This window comes from Micromonospora sp. NPDC048909, from assembly GCF_040649635.1.
Taxonomy (GTDB): domain Bacteria; phylum Actinomycetota; class Actinomycetes; order Mycobacteriales; family Micromonosporaceae; genus Micromonospora.
In genome coordinates, this window is the sequence record NZ_JBEZFU010000004.1 from 507,412 (window position 1) to 531,384 (window position 23,973).

A 23,973-nucleotide genomic window follows, 5' to 3' on the forward strand; every position below is an offset into this window, starting at 1 on the left:
ACCCGCCGGCTCACGGACACGACGTGCCGTGAGCCGGCGGCGGCGCTCGGTCCCGGCAGGGTGTGGGCGCCGCCGAGGCCGCTCCCCTTTTTCCGGAAGGACCTGCCATGAGCTCCACTGTCGGCGAGGTGCCGCCACGGCGGACCGCCACGCCACCCCGCCAGCGACCAGAGCCCCGCCGCTCCTCGTACCGGCTCGGCCGCTGGGACCTCAAGTACTCGCCCTACCTCTACGTCGCACCGTTCTTCGTCCTGTTCGGGATCTTCGGCCTCTTTCCGCTGCTCTACACGGTCTACGTCTCGCTCTTCGACTACGAGCTGCTCAGTGGCACCCGCGAGTACGCGGGGCTGGAGAACTACCGCGAGTTGCTCGTGGACGCGCAGTTCTGGAACGCCGCGTATAACACCGTCGGCATCTTCCTGCTGAGCACGGTGCCGCAGCTCATCGTGGCGCTCCTGCTCGCCAACCTGATGAACCGTCAGATGCGCGGCCGCACGCTGCTGCGGATGGGCATCGTCGTCCCGAACATCACCTCGGTCGCGGCGGTCGGCATCATCTTCGCGCTGATCTTCGCCGACCGGTACGGCCTGGTGAACTGGCTGCTCGGCAGCGTCGGCGTCGACCCTGTCGCCTGGCGCGACAACCGCTACGCCTCCTGGCTGGCGATCGCCTTCATGGTCGACTGGCGCTGGACCGGCTACAACGCCCTGATCTACCTCGGCGCCATGCAGGCCATCCCGAAGGACCTCTACGAGTCGGCCTCGTTGGACGGCGCCTCGGCATGGCGGCAGTTCTGGCAGATCACCGTGCCGCTGATCCGCCCGACCATCGTCTTCACGGTCATCATCTCCACGATCGGTGGCTTCCAGATCTTCACCGAGCCGCTGATGTACGGCCACGGGATGGTTCGCGGCGGCGCGGAGCACGAGTTCCAGACGTTGGCCATGTACATCTACGAGCAGACCTTCACCGGCAACGCCGAGTACGGCTACGGCGCGGCGATGTCCTGGCTGCTCTTCCTGATGATCGTCATCTTCGCGCTGATCAACTTCGCGCTCGTCCGGCGCTCGGTGAAGGGGGAGAAGAAGTGACCACCACCCAGGCACTCCCTCGATCTGTCGCGCCGCCACCGGAGGACCCCAAGCGCCGTCGACGGCGCGGCACGCCGGGCGGCCGGCTCTGGCAGGCCAGCCCGCTGACCTACTTCGCGCTGATCATCGGTTGCGTACTGTCGATCTTTCCGATCGTCTGGTCGTTCATCATCGCCTCGCGGGACAACAGCGCCGTCTACGAGATGCCGCCCACGCCGGGCGGAATGCTCTTCGAGAACATCGAGCGGATGCTCGCCAACGAGGACGCCGCGTTCATCTACGGCCTGGTCAACTCGGCCGTGGTGTCGAGCATCGTCACCGTCTCGGTGATCTTCTTCTCCAGCCTGGCCGGCTTCGCGTTCGCCAAGCTCCGGTTCCGCGGCCGCAACGGTCTGCTCCTGGTGATCGTGCTGACCATGATGGTGCCGACCCAGCTCGGGATCATCCCGCTATACCTGATGATGGTCGAGCTGGAGTGGACCGGCACCCTGCAGGCCGTCATCGTGCCGTTCCTGGTCCAGGGCTTCGGCGTGTTCATGATGCGCCAGTACGCGATGTCCGCGATCAGCGACGAGCTGATCGAGGCGGCCCGCCTCGACGGCTGTTCGACCTGGCGGATCTACTGGAACGTGGTGCTGCCCGCGCTGCGTCCGGCCGCGGCGATCCTCGGACTGCTGACCTTCATGCAGACCTGGAACGAGTTCCTCTGGCCGTTCGTCGTGCTGACCCCGGACACCCCGACGGTGCAGTACTCCCTCAAGATCCTCTCGTCCGGTCTCTACCAGACCGACTACACCGCGCTCTTCGCCGGCACGGCCCTCGCGACCCTGCCGTTGCTGATCGTGTTCGTCCTGTTCGGCCGCCAGATCATCGGCGGGATCATGGAAGGTGCCGTCAAGTCGTGAGCAACCCCGCCAGCCCGCCCGCCGTCGGCGTTCTCGACCACGGGCCGGCGCTGAGGTTCCCGCCCGGCTTCCGGTGGGGCGCGGCGACCGCGGCGTACCAGATCGAGGGGGCGGCCGCCGAGGGCGGTCGCACGCCGTCCATCTGGGACACCTTCAGCCACACCGCCGGCCGGGTGGTCGGCGGGCACACCGGCGACGTGGCCTGCGACCACTACCACCGGCTCGGCGAGGACGTCGCGCTGATGGCCGAGCTGGGCCTCAACGCGTACCGGTTCTCGGTCTCCTGGTCCCGGGTGCAGCCCGGCGGCGCCGGCCCCGCCAACCCGGCCGGGCTCGACTTCTACCGCCGGCTCGTCGACGAGCTGCTGGGGCACGGGATCGAGCCGTGGCTGACCCTCTACCACTGGGACCTGCCCCAGCCGCTGGAGGAGGCCGGGGGATGGCCCGCCCGGGACACCGCCGCCCGGTTCGCCGACTACACCGCGCTGGTCGCGGAGGCGCTCGGCGACCGGGTGCGGCACTGGACCACCCTCAACGAGCCGTGGTGCTCGGCGTTCCTCGGCTACGGCTCCGGGGTGCACGCGCCGGGCCGCACCGACGGCGCCGAGGCGGTCCGGGCCGGGCACCACCTGATGCTCGGCCACGGCTTGGCCGTGCAGGCGCTGCGCGCGGCCCGGCCACAGGCCGAGGTCGGCGTGACGGTCAACCTCTACCCGGTCACGCCGGCGAGCGACGCGCCCGCCGACCGGGACGCGGCGCGGCGGATCGACGCGCTGGCGAACCAGTTCTTCCTCGACCCGCTGCTGCGCGGGGCGTACCCGGCGGACCTGCTGGCCGACCTGCGCGAGGTGACCGACTTCGGCCACGTGCGCGACGGTGACCTGGCCACCATCGCCAGCCCGCTCGACCTGGTCGGCATCAACTACTACAGCCGGCACGTGGTGGCCGCGCCGGCTTCGCCTGCCGAGCAGGGCGGGCCGGCCGAGCAGGGCGCGGCGGCTGCGCAGGGCGTGCTCGCGGCGTCCTGCTGGCCGGGGAGCGAGGACGTCCGGTTCGTCCACCGGGGCGTGCCGGTCACCGACATGAACTGGGAGATCGACGCCCCCGGCCTGGTGGAGACCCTGCGCCGGGTGCACGAGGAGTACACCGACCTGCCGCTCTACGTGACCGAGAACGGCTCGGCCTTCGTCGACGAGGTGGTGGACGGGCGGGTCGACGACATCGACCGTCTGGCGTACTTCGACGCCCATCTGCGTGCCGCGCACGCCGCGATCGGCGCCGGCGTGCCCCTGGCCGGCTACTTCGCCTGGTCATTGATGGATAATTTCGAGTGGGCCTGGGGATACACCAAGCGGTTCGGCATGATCTACGTCGACTACGACAGCCAGACCCGCATCCCCAAGTCCAGCGCCAGGTGGTACGCCGAGGTGATCCGACGCAACGGTCTGGCCGCACAATAGGCGAGGGCCAGCCACCAACGGGCGGCCCCGACGTCCGCCCCCACGCGGGTGGACGTCGGGACGACCCGACGTCGGAGGAGCAGACGATGACAACGCAGCGCACCCGGTCGCTCGGGCGCCCGACCCTCGACGCGGTCGCTGCCCGTGCCGGTGTGGGGCGCGGAACGGTCTCCCGCGTGGTCAACGGCTCCCCGCAGGTGAGCCCGGAGGCCCGGGCCGCGGTGCAGCAGGCCATCGCCGAGCTGGGGTACGTGCCGAACCGGGCGGCCCGGGCGCTGGTCACCCAGCGGACCGACTCCGTCGCGCTGGTCGTCTCGGAGTCCGGCGAACGGATCTTCACCGAGCCGTTCTTCGCGGCGATCGTGCGCGGCATCAGCTCCGCCCTGCTGGAGACGCCGATGCAGCTCTGGCTGGCGATGGCCCAGTCGCCGGTGGAGCGGGAGCGGGTCGAGCACCACCTGACCAACCAGCACGTCGACGGCGTACTTCTGCTCTCCCTGCACGACTCCGACCCGCTGCCCACCCTGCTCGAGGAGCGGGGCCTGCCCGCGGTGCTCGGCGGCCGGCCGGCGCGGATGCTGCAACCCGAGGCGCAGCCGGCCTGGTTCGTCGACGTCGACAACGTCGGCGGCGCCCGGCACGCGGTCGAATACCTGGCCGGCCGCGGCCGGCGGCGGATCGCCACCATCGCCGGCCCGCAGGACATGGGCGCCGGCCTGGCCCGCCTGACCGGCTACACCGAGGCCGTCCGGGCCGCCGTGGGCACCGTCAACCCGGACCTCATCACGTACGGCGACTTCAGCGAGGAGAGCGGCGCGGCCTGCATGAGCCGGCTGCTGGAGATCTGTCCGGAGCTGGACGCCGTTTTCGTCGCCTCCGACCTGATGGCCTTCGGCGCGCTGCGTACCCTGCGCGAGGCCGGTCGACGGGTGCCGGAGGACGTCGCGGTGGTCGGCTTCGACGACGCGCCGATCGCCCGGCAGGCCGACCCGCCGCTGACCACGGTCTTCCAGCCGGTGGAGGAGATGGGTCGGCAGATGGCCCGGCTGCTGGTCGCCCGGATCCGCGGCGACGAACTTCCCGCCCCCCACATCCTGCTCGACACCCAACTGATCGAACGCGCCTCCGCCTAACCCCCGCCCCCGCGGTCTGCCCCCGGCCCCGGCCGTTGATCATGAGGTTGCCGGCGAGGAATCGGGCATACCGCGCCGCAAACCTCATGATCGCCGGGTGCCTGGCCCAGGATCGCGCTCGATCCTGGATGTAGTGGGGTGCTGCGCGGGTCGAGGCCATTACAACCGGGATGCAGCACGATCTTCCGGGACGGGGCGGTGTGGACGTTCGGGGTCAGGCGGGGGTGGGGGACCAGCGGCGGAGTTCGCGGCGGGCCAGGGAGGCGCGGTGGACCTCGTCGGGACCGTCGGCCAGGCGGAGGGTGCGGGTCTGCGCCCAGAGGGCGGCGAGCGGAGTGTCCTGACTGACCCCGGCGCCGCCGTACCCCTGGATGGCCTTGTCGATCACCCACTCGGCCATCGCCGGCGTGGCGATCTTGATGGCCTGGATCTCGGTGTGCGCGCCCTTGTTGCCGACGGTGTCCATCAACCAGGCGGTCTTGAGCACCAGCAGCCGGGCCTGCTCGATGCGCACCCGGGACTCGGCGATCCACTCGCGGACCACACCCTGCTCGGCGAGGGGCCGACCGAACGCGATGCGCTCGGTGGCTCGCCGGCAGAGCAGCTCCAGCGCCCGCTCGGCCATCCCGATCAGGCGCATGCAGTGGTGGATCCGGCCCGGGCCGAGCCGGGCCTGGGCGATGGCGAAGCCGCCACCCTCGGCGCCGACCAGGTTCTCCACCGGCACCCGTACGTCGGTGAAGTCGATCTCGGCGTGCCCGCCGTGCGACGCGTCGGAGTAGCCGAAGACCGTCATGCCCCGCCGCACCGTGACGCCCGGGGTGTCCCGGGGGACCAGCACCATGCTCTGCTGGCGGTGCCGCTCGGCGTCCGGGTCGGTCTTGCCCATCACGATGAAGATCTCGCAGCGCGGGTCCATCGCCCCGGACGACCACCACTTCCGCCCGTTGATCACGTAGTGGTCACCGTCGCGGGTGATCCGGGTGGCGATGTTGGTGGCGTCCGAGGAGGCGACGTCCGGCTCGGTCATGCAGAACGCCGAGCGGATCTCCCCCTCCAGCAGGGGCAGCAGCCAGCGCTCCCGCTGCTGCGCGGAGCCGAACTCGGCGAGCAGCTCCATGTTGCCGGTGTCTGGCGCCGCGCAGTTGAGCGCCTCGGGCGCCAGGTGCGGGCTGCGCCCGGTCAGCTCGGCGAGCGGGGCGTACTGGAGGTTGGTCAGCCCGGCACCGAAGCGCCGGTCGGGGAGGAAGAGGTTCCACAGCCCGCGCTTGCGCGCCTCGACCTTCAGCTCGGCGAGCACCGGCGACCGTGCCCACGGGTCACCGGCCGCGGCGACCTGCTCGGCATGCACCGGCTCGGCCGGGTAGACGTGCTCGGTGAGGAAGGCGGCCAGCTCGGCCCGCAGCTCCTCGGTGCGGCTGTCGTACGCGAAGTCCATCAGCGCTCCCCGGCGGCGGTCAGCCCGTACGCGACCAGCGGTGCCACCATCTCGCCGATCCGGTCGAATCCCTCGCCGAGCGTCTGCCCGAGCGTGTGTCGATAGTGGATCCCCTCGCAGATCACCGCGAGCTTGAAGCAACCGAGCGCGATGTGCCAGTGCAGCGGGCCGACGTCGACGTCGCTGCGCCCGGCGTAGCGCTCGATCAGCTCGGCGCCGGTGGGGAAGCCGGCTCGCGGGCCGAGCCCGTCGGCGACCGGGTTGCCGGCGGCCGACTCGCTGCCGCCGAGCACGTCCCAGTAGGTCAGCAGCAGGCCCAGGTCGGCCAACGGGTCGCCGAGAGTGGCCATCTCCCAGTCGAGCACCGCGCGGACCGCCACCGGGTCGACGGTGGCGAGGAGGTTGTCGAGCCGGTAGTCGCCGTGCACGATCCGGCCCGCGTTGGCGCCCTCGGGCACGGTCGCCGCCAGCCGGTCACGCAGCTCGTCTATGCCGGGCAGCGGCCGACTGCGGGAGCGGTCCAGCTGCCCCGCCCACCGGCGCACCTGGCGCGCCAGGTAGCCCTCCGGGCGGCCGAAGTCGCCGAGCCCGACCGACGCCGGCTCCACCCGGTGTAGCGCGGCGAGGGTGTCCATCATCGACATCGCCAGCTCCCGACGCCGCTCGTCGCCGAGCGGGTCGGTCTGTGCCCGGGTGCGCAGGACCTCGCCGGCCACCCGCTCCATCAGGTAGAACGGCGCGCCGATCACCTCCGGGTCGGCGCAGAGCAGCAGCGCCCCGGGCACCGGCACCTCGGTCGGCGCCAGCGCGGAGATCACCCGGAACTCCCGGCCCATGTCGTGGGCGGTGGCCAGCACGTGCCCGAGCGGCGGGCGGCGCAGCACCACCTCCCGCTCGCCGACGCGCAGCAGGTAGGTGAGATTGGACTTGCCGCCGGCGATCAACTGGGCCCGCAGCGGCCCGCCGGCCAGGTCGGGCCGGTGGGCGGCGAGGTAGCGGGCGAGCCGGTCGAGATCCAGCCCGGCCGGCGTCGCGGCCTCGCTGCTGTCGCCCGGATCGGCGGCGGCCGATCGGGAGGGGTCGGCACCGGTGGGGGTGGCGGGGGTGGCCCCCGGCCGGAGCGCGTCGACGGCCGGATCGCTCATCCGAATAGTTGATGGCAGCTCCGCCATGTTGTCAAGGTCGGATTTTGCTCCCGGGACATGCCGCGGCAACAGGGACGAAATGGGCAACGGCCAGGCTGGTGCCCAGCCTGCCGGCCACCACCGCCGGCCCGCCGAGCGGAGGGACAACCATGCTGCTGCGTCTTCGGGTCACCCTGCCGGACCGTCCCGGCACGCTCGGTCAGGTGGCCCGCACCCTGGGCGTCTCCGGTGCGGACATCGTCCAGGTGGTGGTGCTGGAACGGCTCGGCGGGCGGGCGGTCGACGATTTCACCGTGGTCTGGCCCGGCGCCGCCCGGGTGGAGCGGATGCTGGCCGGTCTCGCGGCGATACCCGGCGTCCGGGTGGACGGGGTGTGGCGGGCGATCGGCGCGCCCACCACCACCGGCCAGGACGCCGAGCTGCTGGCCCAGGTCGCGGCGAACCCGGCCGACGGGCTGGCCACCCTGGTCGACGCGGTACCCGGGCTGCTCGCCGCCGACTGGGCGGTCGCCGCGGTGGTCCCGGTGGACTGGGCGTCCCGGGCCGGTGGCGGAGAGGCGACCGTCGGGCACGCCAGCTGGCGGGCCCCCGTACCGCCGCCGCTGCCGGAGGTGACGCCGCTGCGCGCCCGGTCGATGACCGCGCCCGACGGCACCCACTACGCGGTCGCGCCGTTCGGGCGGGCCGGCCTGGTCCTGGTGGTGGCCCGCGAGCACACCGACCCGCTCACCGCCGCCGCGTTCCACTCCACCGAGGTCGACCGGCTGGCCCAGCTGGTGCGGGCCAGCGCCGTCATCCTCGGCGACCGGCTCGACCTGGTCGGTGCGCCGTCGGTGGCCGCCGGCTCCTGAGCCGGCCCGCGCCCGTGGCGTGAGCTGTGCCACGGGTCGCCAGCCGTCACCCCGGAGCAATCGGCCGGCAACAGCCGGCGGCCATGGTGGTACCGGGGAAGGGAGCCAACCATGACGTTGTGGCGGATCCGAGCGACCGTGGACGACCGACCGGGCTATCTGTCGGTGCTCACGGCGAGCCTGGCCCTGCGCGGGGTCAACATCCTCGCCGTGCAGGTGCACACCACCGAGCGGGGCGCGGTGGACGACTTCCTCGTCGACGCGCCGGACGCGCTCGGCGAGGCCGAGCTGGTGGCCGCGGTCGAGCGTGGCCGGGGGCGGGACTGCTGGGTGGCGCGCAGCGAGGCGCGCGGGCTGGCCGACCAGCCCACCCGGGTGCTCGGCCTGGCCAACCGGCTGGTCCGCGACCCGGACGCGACCGGCGAGGTGCTGCGCGCGCTGCTCGGCGCGGACACGGTCACCTGGCGGCCGGACGAGGCGGCCCCCACAGCCGGGATCACCGACACCACGATGCGGCTGCCCGACCCGGGCGGCGGCACGTTCACCCTCCGCCGGGCGGCACCGGAGTTCACCCCCGCCGAGTACGCCCGCGCCCAGGCGCTGGTCGAGCTGGCGGCGAGCGTGGTGCGCCGGGCCGCCGAGCAGGTCACCGTGGTCCTGCCCGACGGCGCCGAACTGGCCGTACGGCCGGCGGTAGCCGACGACCTGCCGGGCGTGCTCGACCTGCACGACGGCTGCTCGGCGCGCAGCCGGCAGCGCCGTTACCTGGGCGGCGCCACGGTGCCCGCGCCGGCCCGGCTGCGCCGGCTGCTGGAGCCGGCCCGCGGGCTGACCCTGCTCGCCACGACCACCGGCTCCGACCGGGCGGCGGAGTCGGTGGTCGCCATGGGCAACCTGCTCGGCGAGGGGGACGAGGCCGAGGCGGCGCTGCTGGTGCGCGACGACTGGCAGCGCCGCGGGCTCGGCTCGGCGCTGCTGCGCCGGCTGGTCCGGCACGCCGACCAGTCCGGGTACGCCGCGCTGGTGCTGCACGCGCAGGCGGAGAACGGGCCGATGCTGCGGACCGTACGCCGGCTGGACCGGCCGACCGCGACCGACCGGGACGGCTCGGTGGTCACCCTCACCGTTGCGCTGGCCGCGCCGGCCCCCGCCCGCCGTTGACCCCGCTCGGCCCGGGGCGCGCGCCCCGGGCCGCCTCGTGGGGTGTCAGGTGGTGGGGTAGCTGCTGTAGTCGGGGAAGTTGCCGTAGAGGCGTCCGGCCCCGCCCTGGGTGACCGCGTGCACCAGCAGGTCGCCGCCGACGAACGCGCCCTTCCAGGAGGCGCCCCGGCCGCCGAAGGGCTCGTCCCGGTCACCCCGGGAGCGGGGCTTGTTGATCCCCACCTTGAACGCCTGGAGGTCCACCGCCAGCTTCGCCGCCTCGTCGGTGTCGTCGCAGGCGAGGCTGGCCACCAGCGCGCCGTTGGAGGCGTTCATCGCCGCCAGCAGCTCGTCGGTGGTGTCCACCACGACGATCGTGTCGACCGGGCCGAACGGCTCGGCGTGCATCAGCCGGGACCGCCCGGGCGGGGCGAGCAGCACCGACGGCGCCACGTACGCCGAGGTGTCCTGCCCGTCCAGGAACGGTGCGCCGGCGAGCTTGCCCCGGTGCAGCGGCACCGCGCCACCGCGGACCGCCTCGTCCACCTTGCGGCGCAGCTCGTCGCCCTTGGCGGCGCTGATCAGCGGCCCGAAGTCCAGCTCGGGCAGCGGGTCGCCGGCCGACCAGTCGTCGCCGACCGCGAGGGGATGTCCGAACCGCACCGAGCGCACGACCGGCAGGTACATGTCGAGGAACTCGTCGACCAGATCGCGCTGGACCACGAACCGGGGGTACGCGGTGCAGCGCTGCTTGCCGTACTCGAAGCCCTTCTTCAGGTGCCCGGCGAGCAGGTCCCACTGGGAGAAGTTCCAGATCCCCCAGGCGTTGAGCCCTTCCTGCTCGATGAAGTGCCGCTTGTCGGAGTCGAGCAGCGCGGCGGCCACCTTGCCGCCGTTGGACCGGCCGCCGACGAAGGCCACCGCGCCGATCTCCGGTGCCCGGACCAGCACCTCGGAGAGCTCCTCGCCGCCGCCGGAGACCAGCGTCGCGGGCAGCCCGGCCCGGCGCATCAGCGCGTGCGCGACGGTCAGGCAGACGGCGCCGCCCTGCGACGGGGTCTTGGCGATGACCGCGTTGCCGGCCAGCAGCTGCACCAGCTCCGCGTGCACCAGGACGCTCATCGGGTAGTTCCACGAGGCGATGTTGCTGACCGGGCCGGGCAGCGGCTCCCGTCCGTCGGCGAGCATCCGGTCGATCTCGCCGACATACCAGCGGACGCCGTCCAGCGCCCGGTCCACGTCCGCGCAGGCGAGCCGCCACGGCTTGCCGATCTCCCAGACCAGCAGCAGGGCGAGCAGGTCACGGTGGGCGGTGAGCGCGTCCAGGGCGTCGGTGACGCGGGCCTTGCGCTCGGCGAGTGGGGTTTCGGCCCAGTCGCGGTGCGCGGCGGCCGCGTGCGCGACCGCGGCGCGGGCGGTGTCCGCGTCGAGCCGGGCCAGGTTGATCAGGACGGTGTTGTCCACCGGGGTACGGGCCGGCGTCGGTACGCCGACCGCCCGCCACTCGCCCTCGATGAGATTGTGCAGGGTGCTGACGCCGTCGACGGGGGCGCCGAACGCCTCCGGGGTGGCGGCCACCGCGCGGGCGAGGGTGTCGGACCAGGCGGTGCCTTCGGCGAGTCGTAGGGCCATCGCGTTCTCCTCAGGGTTGACCGGGGAGCGGCGGCGTCGATGGCACCGCTGGTGTCGGGTACTGTCCCGCGTTGCGTGACGGCCCAGCAACCGTACGTTCGTACGGCGGGACGCCTCGCGCTGCCGCCTGTGCGGCTCCCGGCCCAGCTCGGTCCGTGCTGACCTGGGCGGAACGCGGTGAACCTATTTATACCCGTCGATTATGTGAGCTTCCCCCGGGCATCGTCGGCTAGTTACCCGTCAGTACGGATCCCCGGTCGCGGCGGATCAACCCGGTCCGGAAACGGCAACCGGCCGCCGGACTGATGTCCGACGGCCGGGGCCAGGTTGGCGTCCGCTCAACTGGTGAAGGTGATCCGGTCGCGCCGACGGCGCAGCCAGGTCAGCGCGAAGCCGCCGCCGATCAGGGCGAGACCGCTCAGCGCGATGCTGGTCGCCGCCACTCCGGTGATCGGCAGGCTGCCGCCGCCACCCCCGCCGTTGCCGTCACCACCGTCGCCGCCACCGCCGCCTCCGGGCGTGGTGGGCGGCGGCGTTCCGGGCGTGGTCGGGGGTGGGGTGTCCGGCGTCTCGCACGGCTGGAGCCAGAACACCTTGTGCTTCGCGTCGGACGACCTGCCGTCCACCAGGTCCACGTCGAGCTTGAGGTGGTAACCCTGCTTGGGGTGGGCGGTGAGGCCGCCGAGCGCCAGGTCGGTGGCGGAGAGACGGATCACCTCGTCGTGGTCGTTCTCCGCGCCGCCGGCGGCGTCCGTGCTGATGACACGGTTGCGGACCGACCAGACCACGATGTCCTTCCCGGACGGCGGCTGGGCGGTCAGCGTGATGTCGGCAGCCTGGTTGGCGTCGAAGTTGAAGAACTCCAGTTCGAAGTCACACGTCACGTGCGGCTGGTTGTCGACCTTGTCGCTGAACGGAGCGCCGTCGATCTTCACCGTGCCGTTGTCGCCCGGGGGATTGTGGCCGCCCGGCGCCTGGGACAGGGCCGCGGCGTTGGCCCACCCCGGAGCGGCGACGGCGAGGCAGGCAGTAGCGGCGGCCGCGGTGAGGGCAGCGCGCGCCACATGCCGACGTTGAGGCATGAGGAATCCTCCGAGATCGGTAGAGGGGACGGCACATGATCCCATGAGCGGGATCGACAGGCGACATCGGACGATCGGTCTGAGCTGGGACAACGCGCAGCCTCGACGGCAAAATAAGGCCGAACTTTCCGCCGATCCTGGGTGTGTCGGTGTAACGCGTACGAGCCGTCAGACGCTGCCGTTTCCGGCCGACGAGTCGAGATCTTGGACAGTTGCCGTTCGCCGCGAACGGCAACTGTCCAAGATTCAGGGATTCAGTCGACGAGTTCGTCGGCGAGCAGGTCCATCAGCAGGCCGTCCTGCCAACGTCCGTCCGCACCGCGCTCATAGCGGCGCAGCACCCCGACCGGGCGGAAGCCGACCTTGGCGTAGCTGCGGATCGCCGGGGTGTTCGCCGCCGCCGGGTCGATGGTGAACCGGTGGTGGCCGTACGCCTCGATCAAATGCCGGACCAGGGTGCGGATCGCGTCCGGGCCGAGGCCGCGGCCCTGCGCCGCCGGGTCGAGGAAGACGTCCAGGCTGGCATGCCGGTAGTCCGGGTCCTCCTCGGCGTACCACTGGATGGCGCCGACCACCTGGCCGTCGTACCCGATGGTGTAGACCGTCAGCGACTCGTCGGTGAGGTCGGCGCGCACCGCGGCGGCCAGGTCGTCGTCGCCGCGCCACCAGCGGCGGACCGTCGGGGCGGCCCGGATCGCCGCGAGGGCCGGCACGTCGGCCGCGGTGGCCGGCCGCAGTGTCACCGCGCGGCCCCGCAGCTCCGGCATCCGGCTCAGCCCCGGATCTCGCCGTGCTCGACGCAGACCGCCGACCAGCCGACCGGCAGCACCTGCACCTTCATCCGGCGACGGCAGTGCGCGCAGAACCGCGGCGGCTCCAGCGCCCGGGCCCGTGCGCACGCGCCGTGCGCGCCGACCCCGGCGGTTTCACCGCAGCGGTCGCACCAGGTCGGCGCCGTGCCGTTCGTCACCGCCAACCCCGCAGCGTCCGTCACCGTCGAACTCCTCACAGCGTCGCGGAGAGCGCCTTGACCGGCATCTTCAACTCGTCCAGCATGGCCAGGTCCTCGGTGGCCGGCCGGCCGAGCGTGGTGAGGTAGTTGCCGACGATCACCGCGTTGATGCCGCCGAGCAGGCCGTCGCGGGTGCCCAGGTCGCCGAGGGTGATCTCCCGGCCGCCGGCGTACCGGAGGATGGTGCGCGGCATGGCCAGCCGGAACGCGGCGATGGCCCGCAGCGCGTCCTTGCCCTCCACCACCGGCTGGTCACCGAGCGGGGTGCCGGGGCGCGGGTTGAGGAAGTTCAGCGGCACCTCGTGCGGGTCCAGCTCGGCGAGCTGCGCGGCGAACTCGGCCCGCTGCTCGACGGTCTCGCCCAGGCCCAGGATGCCGCCGCAGCAGACCTCCATGCCGGAGTCGCGGACCATGCGCAGCGTCTCCCACCGCTCCTCCCAGCTGTGCGTGGTGACCACGTTCGGGAAGAAGGAGCGGCAGGTCTCCAGGTTGTGGTTGTAGCGGTGCACGCCCATGTCGACCAGCTCGTCGACCTGCTCCTTGCTGAGCATGCCGAGCGAGGCGGCGACCTGGATGTCGACCTCGGCCTTGATCGCGGCCACGCCCTCGCGCATCTGCTTCATCAGCCGGGCGTCCGGGCCGCGCACGGCGGCGACGATGCAGAACTCGGTCGCCCCGGTCGCCGCGGTCTGCTTCGCCGCCTCGACCAGCGAGGGGATGTCCAGCCAGACCGAGCGCACCGGCGAGGTGAAGAGCCCGGACTGCGAGCAGAAGTGGCAGTCCTCCGGGCAGCCGCCGGTCTTCAGCGACACGATTCCCTCGACCTCGACCTCCGGGCCGCACCAGCGCATCCGCACCTCGTGGGCGAGCTGGAGGGCGGCGGGCAGGTGCTCGTCGGGCAGGTTCAGCACGGCGAGGACGCCGGCCTCATCGAGGCCGACGCCGTCACCCAGGACCTGGGTGCGGGCCTGGTCGAGGATCTCTGGCATGGCTCGTACCCTACAAGGCCGGCTGGGCGGCGGACACGAGCGCGCCCGCCGGTGGCCCGGCCGTCGAGGCAGCGAGCCGGTCCGCGCCCGCTGGGGTCGGTCGGGTCGGCGGCGCCGTAACCGGGCGGTGGGCAGGCTGAAGTTTGGTTGAGGTCAACCACACGTACCGAGTGGATGCGCCGGCCCGCTGGTGGCGGGTGGTAATTTCGCCCGGCGGGACGGTCGGCTCGACCGGCGCGGGCGTTGGGGAGGGTGACGGTGGCGGACTGGCTGGCGGCGCTCGACCGCCGCGCCGAGCTGCGGGCGAAGGCCGGGCTGACCCGGCGGCTGCACCCGCGTCCGGCCGGGGAGGCGGTCACCGATCTCGCCGGCAACGACTACCTCGGTCTGGCCACCCATCCAGAGGTCGTCGCCGCGGCCGCGCGGGCGCTCTCGGCGTACGGGCTGGGTGCGACCGGTTCACGGCTGGTGCGCGGATCCACCGACGCCCACCACGCGCTGGAGGACGCGCTCGCCGACTGGCTCGGCGCCGACCGGGCGCTGGTCTTCTCCTCCGGCTACCTGGCCAACCTCGGCGCGCTGCGCGCCCTGGTGCAGCCTCGTACGCTGCTCGTCTCCGACGCGCACAACCACGCCTCGCTGATCGACGGCTGCCGGATCTCCGGCGCCGAGACGGTGGTCACCCCGCACGCCGACGTGACCGCGGTGGCCGCCGCCCTCGCGGTGGCACCGGGCCGGCCGGCCGTGGTGGTCACCGAGTCGGTCTTCTCCGTCGACGGCGATCTCGCCCCGCTGGCCCGGCTGCACGCGGTCGCCCGCCGCTACGGTGCCCTGCTGCTCGTCGACGACGCCCACGCGCTCGGTGTCACCGGCCCGGCCGGCGCGGGCGCGGTGGCCGCGGCCGGGCTCGCCGGCCAGCCGGACGTGGTGGTGACCGCCACCCTGTCCAAGGCGCTCGGCGGCGCGGGCGGCGTGGTCGCCGGTCCGGCCGAGTACGTCCGGCACCTGGTCGAGACCGGGCGGACGTTCATCTTCGACACCGCGCTGCCGCCCGCGGTCGCCGCCGGCGTGCACGCCGCGGTCGCCCTGGCCCGCGCGGGCGACCCGCTCCGCGCCGAACTGGCCGAGCGGGCCGCGCTCGCGGTACGGCGGCTGCGCGACGGTGGTCTGACCGTCTCCACGCCCGACGCCGGGGTGGTCTCGGTGACCGCTCCCGGCCCGGAGGCGGCGACGGCGTGGGCCGCACACTGCCGGGACCGGGGCGTGGCGGTCGGTTGCTTCCGGCCGCCATCCACCCCGGACACCCGCTCGCGCCTGCGGCTGACCATCAACGCCGGGGTGCCCCGGGCCGACTTCGACCGGGCCCTGGACGTGATTCTGGAGTGTGCGCCATGAGCGCGGGTGTGCCGTGGCGGGGGACGGTCGTGGTGACCGGCACCGACACCGAGGTGGGCAAGACGGTGGTGACCGCGGCGATCACCGCGGCCGCGCAGGCCGCCGGGCTGCGGGTGGCCGTGGTAAAACCCGGCCAGACCGGTACGGCGACGGGTGAGCCCGGCGATGTGGACTCGGTGCAGCGGCTGGCCGCCCCGCTCACCGGCCGCACCCTGGCCAGCTACCCGGATCCGCTCGCCCCGCTCACCGCGGCCCGGGTGGCCGAGCTGGAGCCGCTGGAGCTGTACACCGCGGTCGACGCCGTCCGTGAGGAGGCGGAGAAGCACGATCTGGTGCTGGTGGAGGGGGCCGGCGGTCTGCTCGTACCGATGGGTCTGCGTCCCTCCGGCGAGCCGTGGACGGTGGCCGACCTGGCCGTCTCGCTCGGTGCGCCGGCGGTGGTGGTGGCCCGGGCCGGGCTGGGCACGCTCAACCACACCGCGCTGACCATGGAGGCGCTGGACCGCCGCGCGGTGCCCGCCGGGGTGGTCATCGGCGCCTGGCCGAACGCGCCGGAGCTGGTGCACTGGACCAACCTCAGCGACCTGCTGCCGAACCTGCTCGGCGCCCTGCCGGCCGGCGCCGGCGCGATGGATCCGGGGGTGTTCCGGCGCTCCGCCCCGGGTTGGCTCACCCCGGCGCTGCACGGCGTGCTGGACGACTGGCGCGCCTGGGCCGAGGAGATCGGCTGAACACCTGACTTTCGTCGGTGTCCGCCCCGCCCGGCCGTGGGTAGCCTGGCCGCCGTGAACTGCTGGCGGTGGGTGCGCGAGGCCCGACGCGCGACGGCCGACCGGCCGCGCGTGGCGCGGGACGTGCTGCTCTGGGCGGTGCTCGCCGCCCCCGTCGGATACGCCCGGATCACCCCGCCCCACTCGTGGCGAGCGCTGTGGCTGCTGGTCGGCGGGCTGCTGTTGCTCACCGTGGCGGTGGCGGTGAGCCGGAGGCGTCCGCTGGCCGCCCTCGTGCTGGTGGTGCTCGGCTCACTGGTGGACGGCAACTTCGTGTTCGCCATCCCGGTCTTCAGCTACCTGACCGGGCGGCGCAGCGCCGGCGCCGGCCCGGCCGCGGTGGTCTTCGCCCTGATCGCGGCCGGCGGCACGGCGCTCAACCTCGGCCTGCTCGGCTCCGGCCCGGCGACCTGGTTCCTGCTCGCCTCGGTGCTGCTCTTCGCCGGGGTGTTCCCGTGGCTGGTCGGCCGCTACCGGCGGCAGCAGCACGAGCTGGCCGAGGCGGGTCGCCGGCACGCCGACGCGCTGGTCCGCGAGCAGCGCGGCACCGCCGAGCGGATCCGGCTGCGGGAGCGGGCCCGGATCGCGCAGGAGATGCACGACTCGCTGGGCCACGAACTGAGCCTGATCGCGCTGCGGGCCGCCGCCCTGGAGGTCGCCGCCGACCTCGACCCGCGGCACCGGGGCGCGGCGGGGGAGTTGCGGGCCAGCGTCGCCACCGCCACCGAGCGGCTGCACGAGATCATCGGTCTGCTCCGCGAGGAGGGCGGCGCCAGCTCCACCCGGCCGTACGACGAGACGGTCGCCGACCTGGTCGACGGCGCCCGCGAGGCGGGCATGGTGGTACGCCTCGACGACGCCCTCGACGCGCCGCAGCTGCCGGCGCTGACCGGGCACGCCGCGCACCGGGTGGTACGTGAGGCGCTGACCAACGCGGCCCGGTACGCCCCGGGCGCGCCGGTCGGGGTGCGCCTCTTCCGCGCCGGTGACCGGGTCGAGGTCGCGGTCGTCAACGCCCCGCCGCCGGCCGGGCCGCCGCCCGTCGGGCCGTCGCACGGCAGCGGACTGCTGGCGCTCGGCGAGCGGGTACGCCTCGCCGGCGGGACGGTGGCGGCCGGTCCGTGTCCCGACGGTGGCTTCGCCGTGCGGGCCTGGCTGCCGGTCACCGGCCCGACGCTGCGGCCCGCGACCGGTCCGGCGGACGAGCGGGTGGACTCACCGGTGGTCCCCGATTCGCCGGGGCCGGAGCTGCGCGAGGCCCGCCGGCGGGTCCGGCGCAGTCTGCTGGTGGCGTTCGGCGCGCCGGCGGGGCTCGCGCTCGCCCTGTCGCTGATCTACTACCCGATGGCGACCGCCGGCACGGTGCTCGACCGGGCGACCTTCGACGGGATGCCGCTCGGCGCGCCCCGGGCCGACCTGCCCGGGCTGCCCCGCCGACAGCTCGACCGGCCCACCGGAGCCGACCAGGCCGGCTGCGAGTTCTACACCGACGGGAACTTCCCCCTGGCGCAGCCGACCTGGCGGCTCTGCTTCGCCGACGGCCGGCTGATCAGCAAGGAGCGGATCGACCAGTGAGCACCGACAGCGCCGAGGACGTCCCGGTCCGGGTCGTCCTGGCCGACGACGAGGCGATGATCCGGGCCGGTGTCCGGGCGATCCTGGCCGCGGACCCGGGGATCGAGGTCGTCGCCGAGGCGGGCGACGGCCGCGCGGCGGTGGAGCTGGTCCGGGCGCACCGACCCCAGGTCGCCCTGTTGGACATCCGGATGCCGAGGTTGGACGGGTTGAGCGCGGCCGCGGAGATCCGCCGCCTGGTGCCGCAGACCGCCACGATCATGCTCACCACCTTCGGCGAGGACGACTTCGTCGCCCGGGCGCTCGGGCACGGGGCGAGCGGCTTCCTGCTCAAGTCCGGCGACCCGCGCGAGCTGATCGCCGGGGTGCACGCGGTCGCCGACGGCGGGGCGTACCTGTCGCCGCGGGTGGCCCGCCGGGTGATCGAGCTGGGCGGCGGACGGTTGGCTCGGCGACCGGCGGCCCGGGAGCGGACAGCCGGCCTGACCGACCGGGAGCGGGAGGTGCTGGCGCTGGTCGGAGCCGGGCTCTCCAACGCCGAGATCGCGCGCCGGCTGTACCTGGTCGAGGGGACCGTGAAGGCCTACCTGACCAGCATCTTCACCCGGCTGGAGGTGCGTAACCGGGTGCAGGCGGCGATCGTCGCGTACGAGGCGGGGCTGGTCGAGGAGTGACCGCGCCCGGTCAGTTCACGTAGTCCTCGAGCAGCGCCGGGGTGAGCCCGGAGCGGTAGATCGCCTTCAGCGCCCCGAGGAGGTCGTCCATCAGCGCCGGCCGGAAGTGCATCAGCAGCACGTCGCCGGGCTGCACCAGCTTCGTCGGGGTCTGATAGCGCACCTTGCCCTTGTCGACGGTCTCGCTCCAGTGGAAGACGGCCTTCATGCCGCAGTCGTGCGCGGCCCGCAGCGTGCTCGCGTCGCGGTTGCCGAACGGTGGGCGGAACAACGTCGGCCGCTTGCCGAACAGCTCCGCCAACTTCTCCGCCGCCCCGCAGATCTCGTGCTTCTGGAAGGCGTACGACCGGCCCGACAGCGACGTGTGGGTGATCGTGTGGTTCTCCACCACCCCGCCCGCGGCCTCGATCTGCTTGAAGTAGTCGGTGTGCGCCGCGGCGGCCGGGGAGTTCAGGAACATGGTGACCGGGATGCGCGCCTCCCGGATGAAGTCGATCGCGGCGGGCGGCCGGGCCAACCCACCGTCGTCGATGGTGATGAAGGCGACCTTCTGCTCGGTCGGTACCCGGTGCCAGAACGGGGCCGCGCCGCTCGCGGGCAGCGGCACCCGCTGCGGGGGCGGGGCCTCGGGGAAGTCGGGCACCTGGGCCAGGTACCAGGCCAGGCTCTTGTACGCGGGCGGCACGCTGGCCGACGGCGACGTCGACGGCGGCCCCGTCCGCCCCGCCGAGGGCTGGGGCGAGGCGGACGGGCCGCGCTGATCCGCGGTGAAATGCCGAGCGGTGTACGTGGGGCGGGCCGCGCAGCCGGTCACGGCGAGCAGAGCCAGGAGCGCGAGCACGGCAGGGAGGCGACGTGCGGGGGCGGATGACACGCCGGCAACCTATCGGGCGAAGATGAGGATCTGTCAGCCGGACGCCCCGGGCCCGGCCGGTTCAGGCGTCCCGGCGGCGCAGCGCGGCCCGGCCGAGCACGAGCGCGGCGAGCGCCCAGCCGGCGAGCAGCAGCAGCCCCACGGCCGCCGGATACGGGTCGGCGTCGCCGGCCAGGAAGTGTCCGCCGGCCACCCCGGGGAAGCCGTCCGCGACCCGGTTGAGCACGGTGATGTCCGGCTCCTGGAGCGAGAGCGGCACGATCATCAGGACGGCGACCAGCACGGTCAGTGTGAGCACCGCGCTGCGCAGGGCGGCGCCCAGGCCGAGCGCCAGCACCCCGATCAGCGCCAGGTAGCCGGCGACCGCGAGCACGTCCCGTGCCGTGCCGGCCGCCGGGGCGGTGCCCCACTCGCCGAGCACCGGCCGGGCGACCAGCGCGCCGACGCCGCCGACCAGCAGCCCGACCAGGAACGTCACGGTCCCGGTCACCACGGCCTTGGCGAGCAGTACGCGCCCACGCGACGGCGTGCAGCGCAGCGTCGTACGGATGGTGCCGCTGGTGAACTCGCTGGTGATGGCGAGCAGCCCGAGCGCCAGCACGGCGTACTGGGTCAGCTCCATCGAGCCGATGACGATGTGCCCGACGGTGACGATCCCGGCGTCGTCGGCCGGGTCGTCGTTCGTGTTCGCGTTGGCCGCGTAGATCGCCAGTTGTCCGGCGGCGGCCGTGGTCAGCACCAGCGCCGCCAGCAGCGTCCACCAGGTGCTGCGCACCGACCAGAGCTTGGTCCACTCGGCGGCGACCGTGCCGCCGAAGCCGGCGAACCCGGCTGGCCCGGTGGGACGGGTGATGGGTCGGGTGCGGGTGATGGTGCTGCTCATCGGGCGGCCTCGCTTCCGGTCGGTACGCCGGCGTACTCGACGCTGTCGGCGGTGAGTTCCATGAAGGCCTCCTCCAGCGAGGCGCCCTGCGGGCTGAGTTCGTGCAGCCGCAGCCCCAGCTCGTAGGCCAGGTCACCGACCCGGTCGACGCCGGCGCCGGTGACGGTCAGTTCGTCCGGGCCGGTCGCGTCGACGCCGGCCCCGCTGGCGGTGAGCTTTCCGGCGAGCGCGGCCAGCCCGTCGGGGTGCGGGCTGCGGACCCGGACGGCGACCGGACTGCCCGCGACCACCTCGTCGACGGGCGCGTCGGCGAGCAGCCGCCCCCGGCCGATGACGACCAGTTGGTCGGCGGTGAGCTGCACCTCGCTCATCAGGTGGCTGGAGACGAAGACGGTGCGCCCCTGCCCGGCGAGGGACCGCATCAGTTGCCGGACCCAGCGCACCCCGTCCGGGTCGAGCCCGTTCACCGGCTCGTCGAACATCAACACCGCCGGGTCGCCGAGCAGCGCGCCGGCGATGCCGAGCCGCTGGCCCATGCCGAGCGAGAGGGTACGCCCCGGCTTGGCCGCGGCCCGGTCGTCCAACCCGACGGCGGCGAGTACCTCCTCGACGCGGCGGGCCGGGATGCCGTTGCTGCGTGCCATCGCCAGCAGGTGCGCCCGGCCGGAGCGGGCCGGGTGGATCGCCGTCGCGTCGAGCAGCGCCCCCACCTCGTACAGCGGGTGCCGCAGCTCCCGGTACGACCGGCCGCCGACCAACGCCTGCCCGGCGGTGGGCCGGTCCAGGCCGAGGACCATCCGCATGGTGGTGGACTTGCCGGCCCCGTTCGGGCCGAGGAAGCCGGTGACCCGGCCGGGCGCGATGTCGACGGTCAGGTCGTCGACCGCGGTCGTCCCACCGAACCGTTTCGTCAACCCACGTAGTGTGATCATGCGCCGACGCTAGGCGCGCGGGCCGTTGCTCCACCGTGCCCGAACGGCACCACGGCACCCTGACTTTCGTCAGGCCCGGGCCACGTCCAGGCGCGGTGCGGTCGGGAACCCCGGCGGGTCGGTGGCACGGCGGACGACGAAGGCGTCGGGCATCCGGAAGGTGAGGTTGTCCGGGCACCACGGCGGGCGGACGACTGTCACCCCGTCCAGCAGCGGCGCGGCCTCGGCCACCACCACGGCCGCCTCCATCCGGGCCAGCACGTCGCCGACGCAGCGGTGCGCGCCGGCCCCGAACGCCAGGTGCCGGCGTGAACCGCGCTGGCCGGGGCGGAACTCGTCGGGCGCGTCCACGGTCGCCGGATCGCGGCCGGCTCGGGCCAGCCAGAGCACGACGCTGCTGCCGGCCGGCACCGCCGTACCACCCAGCGTGGTGTCCACCGCCGCGACGCGGCGCCAGGTGACGATCGGCGGTTCGAGCCGCAGCCCCTCCTCGACCACGTCGGCCACCGCGACCTCGCCCGCGCGCAGCCCGGCCCGCACCGCGGGCTCACCGGCCAGCCGGTGCAGCAGCAGGGTGAGGAACTGCGAGGTGGTCTCCTGCCCGGCCACCAGCAGGAAGAAGAGCGCGCCGACGACCACGTCCGGCGAATGCCCGGCCGCGCGCAGCCGGGCGGCCAGCCCGCCGCCGGTCGCCGCGAAGTCGCGGAGCACCCCGTGGAACCGCCCGACCTCGGTGGCGAGCGCCAGTTGCCGGTCGGCGTCCAGCGGCGCCCAGAACAGCTCCAGGGCCGCCCGGGCGAACTCCTTGACCGCACCGACCGGCGCGTCCGGCAGCTCGACCAGCCGCGCCAGCACCAGCAGCGGCAGGTCGGCGGCGAGTTCCGCGTAGAGGTCGACCGGCTCGCCGGCGTCGAGCGTCGCGCTCAGCCGGGTGACCCGCTCCCGCACCAGCGCGGTGAGCCAGGGACGCTGCTCGGCGACCCGGGCGGGGTGCAGCGCGTCGGCGACGATCGCCCGGATCTCCGGATGGCTGGCACCCGAGTTGTTCGCCAGCGTCGGCGGCAGCCGGAACCGGTGCCCGGCCAGCACCCGCAGCGCCGTCACCGGCATCGGGGTCACCGCGTCGAGCGCGTTGTCCGGCCGGAAGGTGACCGGGTCGGTGAGCACCTGGCGGACCAGCGCGTGCCGGGTGACCACGAGATGCTCCACGCCGACGTGGTCCGCCACCCGGGCCACGTCCGGCCACCTGGTGTCGGCGACCTGCGCCCAGCTGCGGAACAGCACGCCGACACGCTAGTCGGCGGCCTTCGGCAGGCCTGGCCGCAGCTGCCAGACCGTGGTGCGCTTCACCCGTACGGTCTCCAACGCCGGCGGGACCGGCACGTCGTAGACGGCCAGCTCGTCGAAGCGGTCCCGGGGCAGGAACGCCCGGCCGGGGTCGCCGACCAGCACCAGCGCCCCGGCGCGGGCGGCGCGCAGCAGGAACCGCAGTACCCGGTTGGCCATCGCCTGGCTGTAGAAGACGTCCCCGGCGAGCAGCACCTGCGCGTCGCCGGCGTCGCCGTCGAGGATGTCGGCGAACTCGGCGTCGACGCGTACCGCGTTGGCCTCGGCATTGAGCGCCACGGCGGCCACCGCCAGCTCGTCCACCTCGACGGCGCGGACGGTGGCCGCGCCGGCCCGGGCGGCGGCGATGGCGACCAGGCCGGAGCCGGACGCGAGGTCGAGCACCCGGCGCCCGGCGACCAGCTCCGGGTGGTCGGTCACGTAGCGGGCGAGCGCCTGGCCGCCGGCCCAGGCGAAGGCCCAGAACGGCGGCGGCCGGTCGCTGCTGAACTCACCCTCGGTCAACTCCCAGAGCCCGATGGGCTCGTCCGCCTGGTGCAGCCGCACCTCGGGGACGAACGCGACCGGGGTGAGCCGGGCGTGCAGCCGGACGAAGGCGCTGGAGAGTTCGGGCATCCGGCGATTCTCTCCCACGGCGTTTCACTCACGTGGAGAGAGTGCCGCGTGACCGGTTCACCACGCTCGGTGAAATCGGCCCTTCTCCTTGGCGACCGGTGCGAAGACACCCGTCTGGCCCGCCCACCCCCGTGCTCCTAGCGTTCCCGGAAGGGACGAGGAGAGTGAGGCGGTGGTGATCGTGTGGCGGTACGCGCTGCGGCTCGGGGTGGTGCTGGCCTGCGTCACCGGGGCGGCGCTCGCCCAGGCCGGGCCGGCGCAGGCCGCCTTCAGCACCCGGCTGAGCGGTCTGCCGGAGCGGTTCACCGCCGGCGGCGAGGTCCGCACCGTCTCCGCCGTGGTGTCGCGCACCGACGGCGGCTGCGTGAAGGTGCGCTGGTCGCTCGTGCTCACCGTGCGGGACATCCGGCTGGACCAGGTGAAGGTGGACCGGGTGGAGGAGGACGGGTCGTTCCCGCTCCAGATCCGCACCGACGGCGACGTGGCCCGGCTGACCGACCGTCAACTCGACCCGGGCACGCTCTGTCCGGGTCGGACGGTCACCGCCCGCTACCGGGTGGCCTTCGCCGGGGACATCGACCGCGGCCGGGTCACCCTCGCCGCGGAGGCGTACGACGCGCGGCTGCGGCTGCTCTCCCGGCAGGCCGCCACCCGGACCGTGGTCGGCGCCGAGGCGACGCCGAGCGAGTCGGCACCGGCACCGACCGAGAGCGTGGCCGAGCCGACCGAGCCGGCGACCGCGGGGGGCGACGAGGAGACCGCGGCGACCGAGGAGCCGCTGGCCGCGGAACCGGCGGCCGGAGCGGGCCGGCCGGTGTCCGGGTCCGGGGGCTTCGGGGCGGTGCAGGCCGCCTTCCTGCTCGGCGGGCTGCTGCTCTCCCTCGGGCTGGGTCTGCTGCTGCGGCTACGACACCTGACCCGCACGTCCGGCGGTGAGGACGAGTCGGTACCGGGCGGCCGATGGCCCAGCCCTGGCGGCTACCGCCGGCGGGAACCCGTCCGCTGGTGAACGGCCGCCGGCCCGGGCGGA

23 protein-coding genes are annotated in these 23,973 nt (G+C 73.8%); 11 read left to right on the plus strand and 12 right to left on the minus strand.

Features of this window, described 5'->3' with window-relative positions; all coding sequences use genetic code 11:
- The first annotated feature begins 107 nt into the window (after positions 1-107).
- From AB0C04_RS14560 to AB0C04_RS14575, 4 genes are all read left to right on the plus strand, one after another.
- Positions 108-1,091, plus strand: coding sequence for a sugar ABC transporter permease (locus AB0C04_RS14560; protein ID WP_357053458.1), 984 nt, complete (start codon positions 108-110; stop codon positions 1,089-1,091).
- 104 nt (positions 1,092-1,195) lie between these two features.
- Positions 1,196-1,996, plus strand: coding sequence for a carbohydrate ABC transporter permease (locus AB0C04_RS14565; RefSeq protein WP_357053758.1), 801 nt, complete (start codon positions 1,196-1,198; stop codon positions 1,994-1,996).
- Complete coding sequence (locus AB0C04_RS14570) at positions 1,993-3,456, plus strand: beta-glucosidase (protein ID WP_357053461.1); 1,464 nt, start codon at positions 1,993-1,995, stop codon at positions 3,454-3,456. The genes AB0C04_RS14565 and AB0C04_RS14570 overlap by 4 nt, the downstream gene beginning before the upstream one ends.
- An 86-nt stretch (positions 3,457-3,542) precedes the next feature.
- Positions 3,543-4,589 carry a LacI family DNA-binding transcriptional regulator gene (locus tag AB0C04_RS14575; protein WP_357053464.1) on the plus strand — a complete coding sequence of 349 codons (1,047 nt, stop codon included), beginning with the start codon at positions 3,543-3,545 and terminating at the stop codon, positions 4,587-4,589.
- A 214-nt stretch (positions 4,590-4,803) separates the two neighbouring features.
- Here AB0C04_RS14575 and AB0C04_RS14580 read toward each other — a convergent pair whose 3' ends face one another.
- Both AB0C04_RS14580 and AB0C04_RS14585 read right to left on the minus strand, forming a co-directional pair.
- The gene (locus AB0C04_RS14580; RefSeq protein WP_357053467.1) at positions 4,804-6,027 is read right to left on the minus strand and encodes an acyl-CoA dehydrogenase family protein; all 1,224 of its coding nucleotides are present in this window, start codon (positions 6,025-6,027) and stop codon (positions 4,804-4,806) included.
- Positions 6,027-7,172, minus strand: coding sequence for a phosphotransferase family protein (locus AB0C04_RS14585; RefSeq protein ID WP_357053470.1), 1,146 nt, complete (start codon positions 7,170-7,172; stop codon positions 6,027-6,029). The genes AB0C04_RS14580 and AB0C04_RS14585 overlap by 1 nt, the downstream gene beginning before the upstream one ends.
- Positions 7,173-7,321: 149 nt before the next feature.
- Between AB0C04_RS14585 and AB0C04_RS14590 the strand changes: the two genes are divergently transcribed.
- Both AB0C04_RS14590 and AB0C04_RS14595 read left to right on the plus strand, forming a co-directional pair.
- On the plus strand, positions 7,322-8,023 hold the full coding sequence (locus AB0C04_RS14590) for an amino acid-binding protein (RefSeq protein WP_357053472.1): 702 nt from the start codon (positions 7,322-7,324) through the stop codon (positions 8,021-8,023).
- A gap of 111 nt (positions 8,024-8,134) precedes the next feature.
- Positions 8,135-9,184 carry a GNAT family N-acetyltransferase gene (locus AB0C04_RS14595; RefSeq protein ID WP_357053475.1) on the plus strand — a complete coding sequence of 350 codons (1,050 nt, stop codon included), beginning with the start codon at positions 8,135-8,137 and terminating at the stop codon, positions 9,182-9,184.
- 45 nt (positions 9,185-9,229) lie between these two features.
- Here the strand turns inward: AB0C04_RS14595 and AB0C04_RS14600 are convergent, their stop codons facing one another.
- From AB0C04_RS14600 to bioB, 5 genes are all read right to left on the minus strand, one after another.
- Positions 9,230-10,795 carry an aldehyde dehydrogenase family protein gene (locus tag AB0C04_RS14600; protein WP_357053478.1) on the minus strand — a complete coding sequence of 522 codons (1,566 nt, stop codon included), beginning with the start codon at positions 10,793-10,795 and terminating at the stop codon, positions 9,230-9,232.
- Between the two features lie 338 nt (positions 10,796-11,133).
- Positions 11,134-11,877: an LPXTG cell wall anchor domain-containing protein gene (locus AB0C04_RS14605; protein WP_357053481.1), complete on the minus strand. Its 744-nt coding sequence runs from the start codon at positions 11,875-11,877 to the stop codon at positions 11,134-11,136.
- A 254-nt stretch (positions 11,878-12,131) separates the two neighbouring features.
- On the minus strand, positions 12,132-12,644 hold the full coding sequence (locus AB0C04_RS14610) for a GNAT family protein (protein ID WP_357053484.1): 513 nt from the start codon (positions 12,642-12,644) through the stop codon (positions 12,132-12,134).
- 5 nt (positions 12,645-12,649) lie between these two features.
- Positions 12,650-12,871 carry a hypothetical protein gene (locus AB0C04_RS14615; RefSeq protein WP_357053487.1) on the minus strand — a complete coding sequence of 74 codons (222 nt, stop codon included), beginning with the start codon at positions 12,869-12,871 and terminating at the stop codon, positions 12,650-12,652.
- An 11-nt stretch (positions 12,872-12,882) separates the two neighbouring features.
- Positions 12,883-13,878, minus strand: coding sequence for a biotin synthase BioB (bioB, locus tag AB0C04_RS14620; protein WP_357053490.1), 996 nt, complete (start codon positions 13,876-13,878; stop codon positions 12,883-12,885).
- A 258-nt stretch (positions 13,879-14,136) separates the two neighbouring features.
- Here bioB and AB0C04_RS14625 point away from each other — a divergent pair, with 258 nt between their 5' ends.
- The 4 genes from AB0C04_RS14625 to AB0C04_RS14640 are packed head-to-tail and all read left to right on the plus strand — an operon-like array spanning position 14,137 to position 18,292.
- Positions 14,137-15,273, plus strand: coding sequence for an 8-amino-7-oxononanoate synthase (locus AB0C04_RS14625; RefSeq protein ID WP_357053493.1), 1,137 nt, complete (start codon positions 14,137-14,139; stop codon positions 15,271-15,273).
- Positions 15,270-16,004: a dethiobiotin synthase gene (bioD, locus tag AB0C04_RS14630; protein WP_357053496.1), complete on the plus strand. Its 735-nt coding sequence runs from the start codon at positions 15,270-15,272 to the stop codon at positions 16,002-16,004. The genes AB0C04_RS14625 and bioD overlap by 4 nt, the downstream gene beginning before the upstream one ends.
- A 54-nt stretch (positions 16,005-16,058) precedes the next feature.
- Positions 16,059-17,618, plus strand: coding sequence for a histidine kinase (locus AB0C04_RS14635; protein ID WP_357053499.1), 1,560 nt, complete (start codon positions 16,059-16,061; stop codon positions 17,616-17,618).
- Positions 17,615-18,292, plus strand: coding sequence for a response regulator transcription factor (locus AB0C04_RS14640; RefSeq protein WP_357053502.1), 678 nt, complete (start codon positions 17,615-17,617; stop codon positions 18,290-18,292). The genes AB0C04_RS14635 and AB0C04_RS14640 overlap by 4 nt, the downstream gene beginning before the upstream one ends.
- 10 nt (positions 18,293-18,302) lie before the next feature.
- Here AB0C04_RS14640 and AB0C04_RS14645 read toward each other — a convergent pair whose 3' ends face one another.
- From AB0C04_RS14645 to AB0C04_RS14665, 5 genes are all read right to left on the minus strand, one after another.
- Complete coding sequence (locus AB0C04_RS14645) at positions 18,303-19,133, minus strand: polysaccharide deacetylase family protein (protein ID WP_357053505.1); 831 nt, start codon at positions 19,131-19,133, stop codon at positions 18,303-18,305.
- A 94-nt stretch (positions 19,134-19,227) separates the two neighbouring features.
- Entirely contained in the window at positions 19,228-20,049 is an 822-nt protein-coding gene (locus AB0C04_RS14650; RefSeq protein WP_357053508.1) for an ABC transporter permease subunit, read from the minus strand.
- Positions 20,046-20,981: an ATP-binding cassette domain-containing protein gene (locus AB0C04_RS14655; protein ID WP_357053511.1), complete on the minus strand. Its 936-nt coding sequence runs from the start codon at positions 20,979-20,981 to the stop codon at positions 20,046-20,048. The genes AB0C04_RS14650 and AB0C04_RS14655 overlap by 4 nt, the downstream gene beginning before the upstream one ends.
- Before the next feature lie 69 nt (positions 20,982-21,050).
- Positions 21,051-22,265: a cytochrome P450 gene (locus tag AB0C04_RS14660; RefSeq protein WP_357053514.1), complete on the minus strand. Its 1,215-nt coding sequence runs from the start codon at positions 22,263-22,265 to the stop codon at positions 21,051-21,053.
- Between the two features lie 9 nt (positions 22,266-22,274).
- Positions 22,275-22,943 carry a 50S ribosomal protein L11 methyltransferase gene (locus tag AB0C04_RS14665; RefSeq protein ID WP_357053516.1) on the minus strand — a complete coding sequence of 223 codons (669 nt, stop codon included), beginning with the start codon at positions 22,941-22,943 and terminating at the stop codon, positions 22,275-22,277.
- 172 nt (positions 22,944-23,115) lie between these two features.
- Here AB0C04_RS14665 and AB0C04_RS14670 point away from each other — a divergent pair, with 172 nt between their 5' ends.
- Positions 23,116-23,952, plus strand: a complete 837-nt coding sequence (locus AB0C04_RS14670; RefSeq protein WP_357053519.1) for a hypothetical protein — start codon at positions 23,116-23,118, stop codon at positions 23,950-23,952.
- Positions 23,953-23,973: the final 21 nt, after the last annotated feature.

Bases quoted from the DNA above. Each gene is read 5' to 3' on its own strand.
- AB0C04_RS14560 (WP_357053458.1), top strand. From the start codon at position 108: ATGAGCTCCACTGTCGGCGAGGTGCCGCCACGGCGGACCGCCACGCCA.
- AB0C04_RS14575 (WP_357053464.1), top strand. From the start codon at position 3,543: ATGACAACGCAGCGCACCCGGTCGCTCGGGCGCCCGACCCTCGACGCG.
- AB0C04_RS14580 (WP_357053467.1), bottom strand. From the start codon at position 6,027: ATGGACTTCGCGTACGACAGCCGCACCGAGGAGCTGCGGGCCGAGCTG.
- AB0C04_RS14585 (WP_357053470.1), bottom strand. From the start codon at position 7,172: ATGAGCGATCCGGCCGTCGACGCGCTCCGGCCGGGGGCCACCCCCGCC.
- AB0C04_RS14590 (WP_357053472.1), top strand. From the start codon at position 7,322: ATGCTGCTGCGTCTTCGGGTCACCCTGCCGGACCGTCCCGGCACGCTC.
- AB0C04_RS14595 (WP_357053475.1), top strand. From the start codon at position 8,135: ATGACGTTGTGGCGGATCCGAGCGACCGTGGACGACCGACCGGGCTAT.
- AB0C04_RS14600 (WP_357053478.1), bottom strand. From the start codon at position 10,795: ATGGCCCTACGACTCGCCGAAGGCACCGCCTGGTCCGACACCCTCGCC.
- AB0C04_RS14605 (WP_357053481.1), bottom strand. From the start codon at position 11,877: ATGCCTCAACGTCGGCATGTGGCGCGCGCTGCCCTCACCGCGGCCGCC.
- AB0C04_RS14610 (WP_357053484.1), bottom strand. From the start codon at position 12,644: ATGCCGGAGCTGCGGGGCCGCGCGGTGACACTGCGGCCGGCCACCGCG.
- bioB (WP_357053490.1), bottom strand. From the start codon at position 13,878: ATGCCAGAGATCCTCGACCAGGCCCGCACCCAGGTCCTGGGTGACGGC.
- bioD (WP_357053496.1), top strand. From the start codon at position 15,270: ATGAGCGCGGGTGTGCCGTGGCGGGGGACGGTCGTGGTGACCGGCACC.
- AB0C04_RS14650 (WP_357053508.1), bottom strand. From the start codon at position 20,049: ATGAGCAGCACCATCACCCGCACCCGACCCATCACCCGTCCCACCGGG.
- AB0C04_RS14655 (WP_357053511.1), bottom strand. From the start codon at position 20,981: ATGATCACACTACGTGGGTTGACGAAACGGTTCGGTGGGACGACCGCG.
- AB0C04_RS14665 (WP_357053516.1), bottom strand. From the start codon at position 22,943: ATGCCCGAACTCTCCAGCGCCTTCGTCCGGCTGCACGCCCGGCTCACC.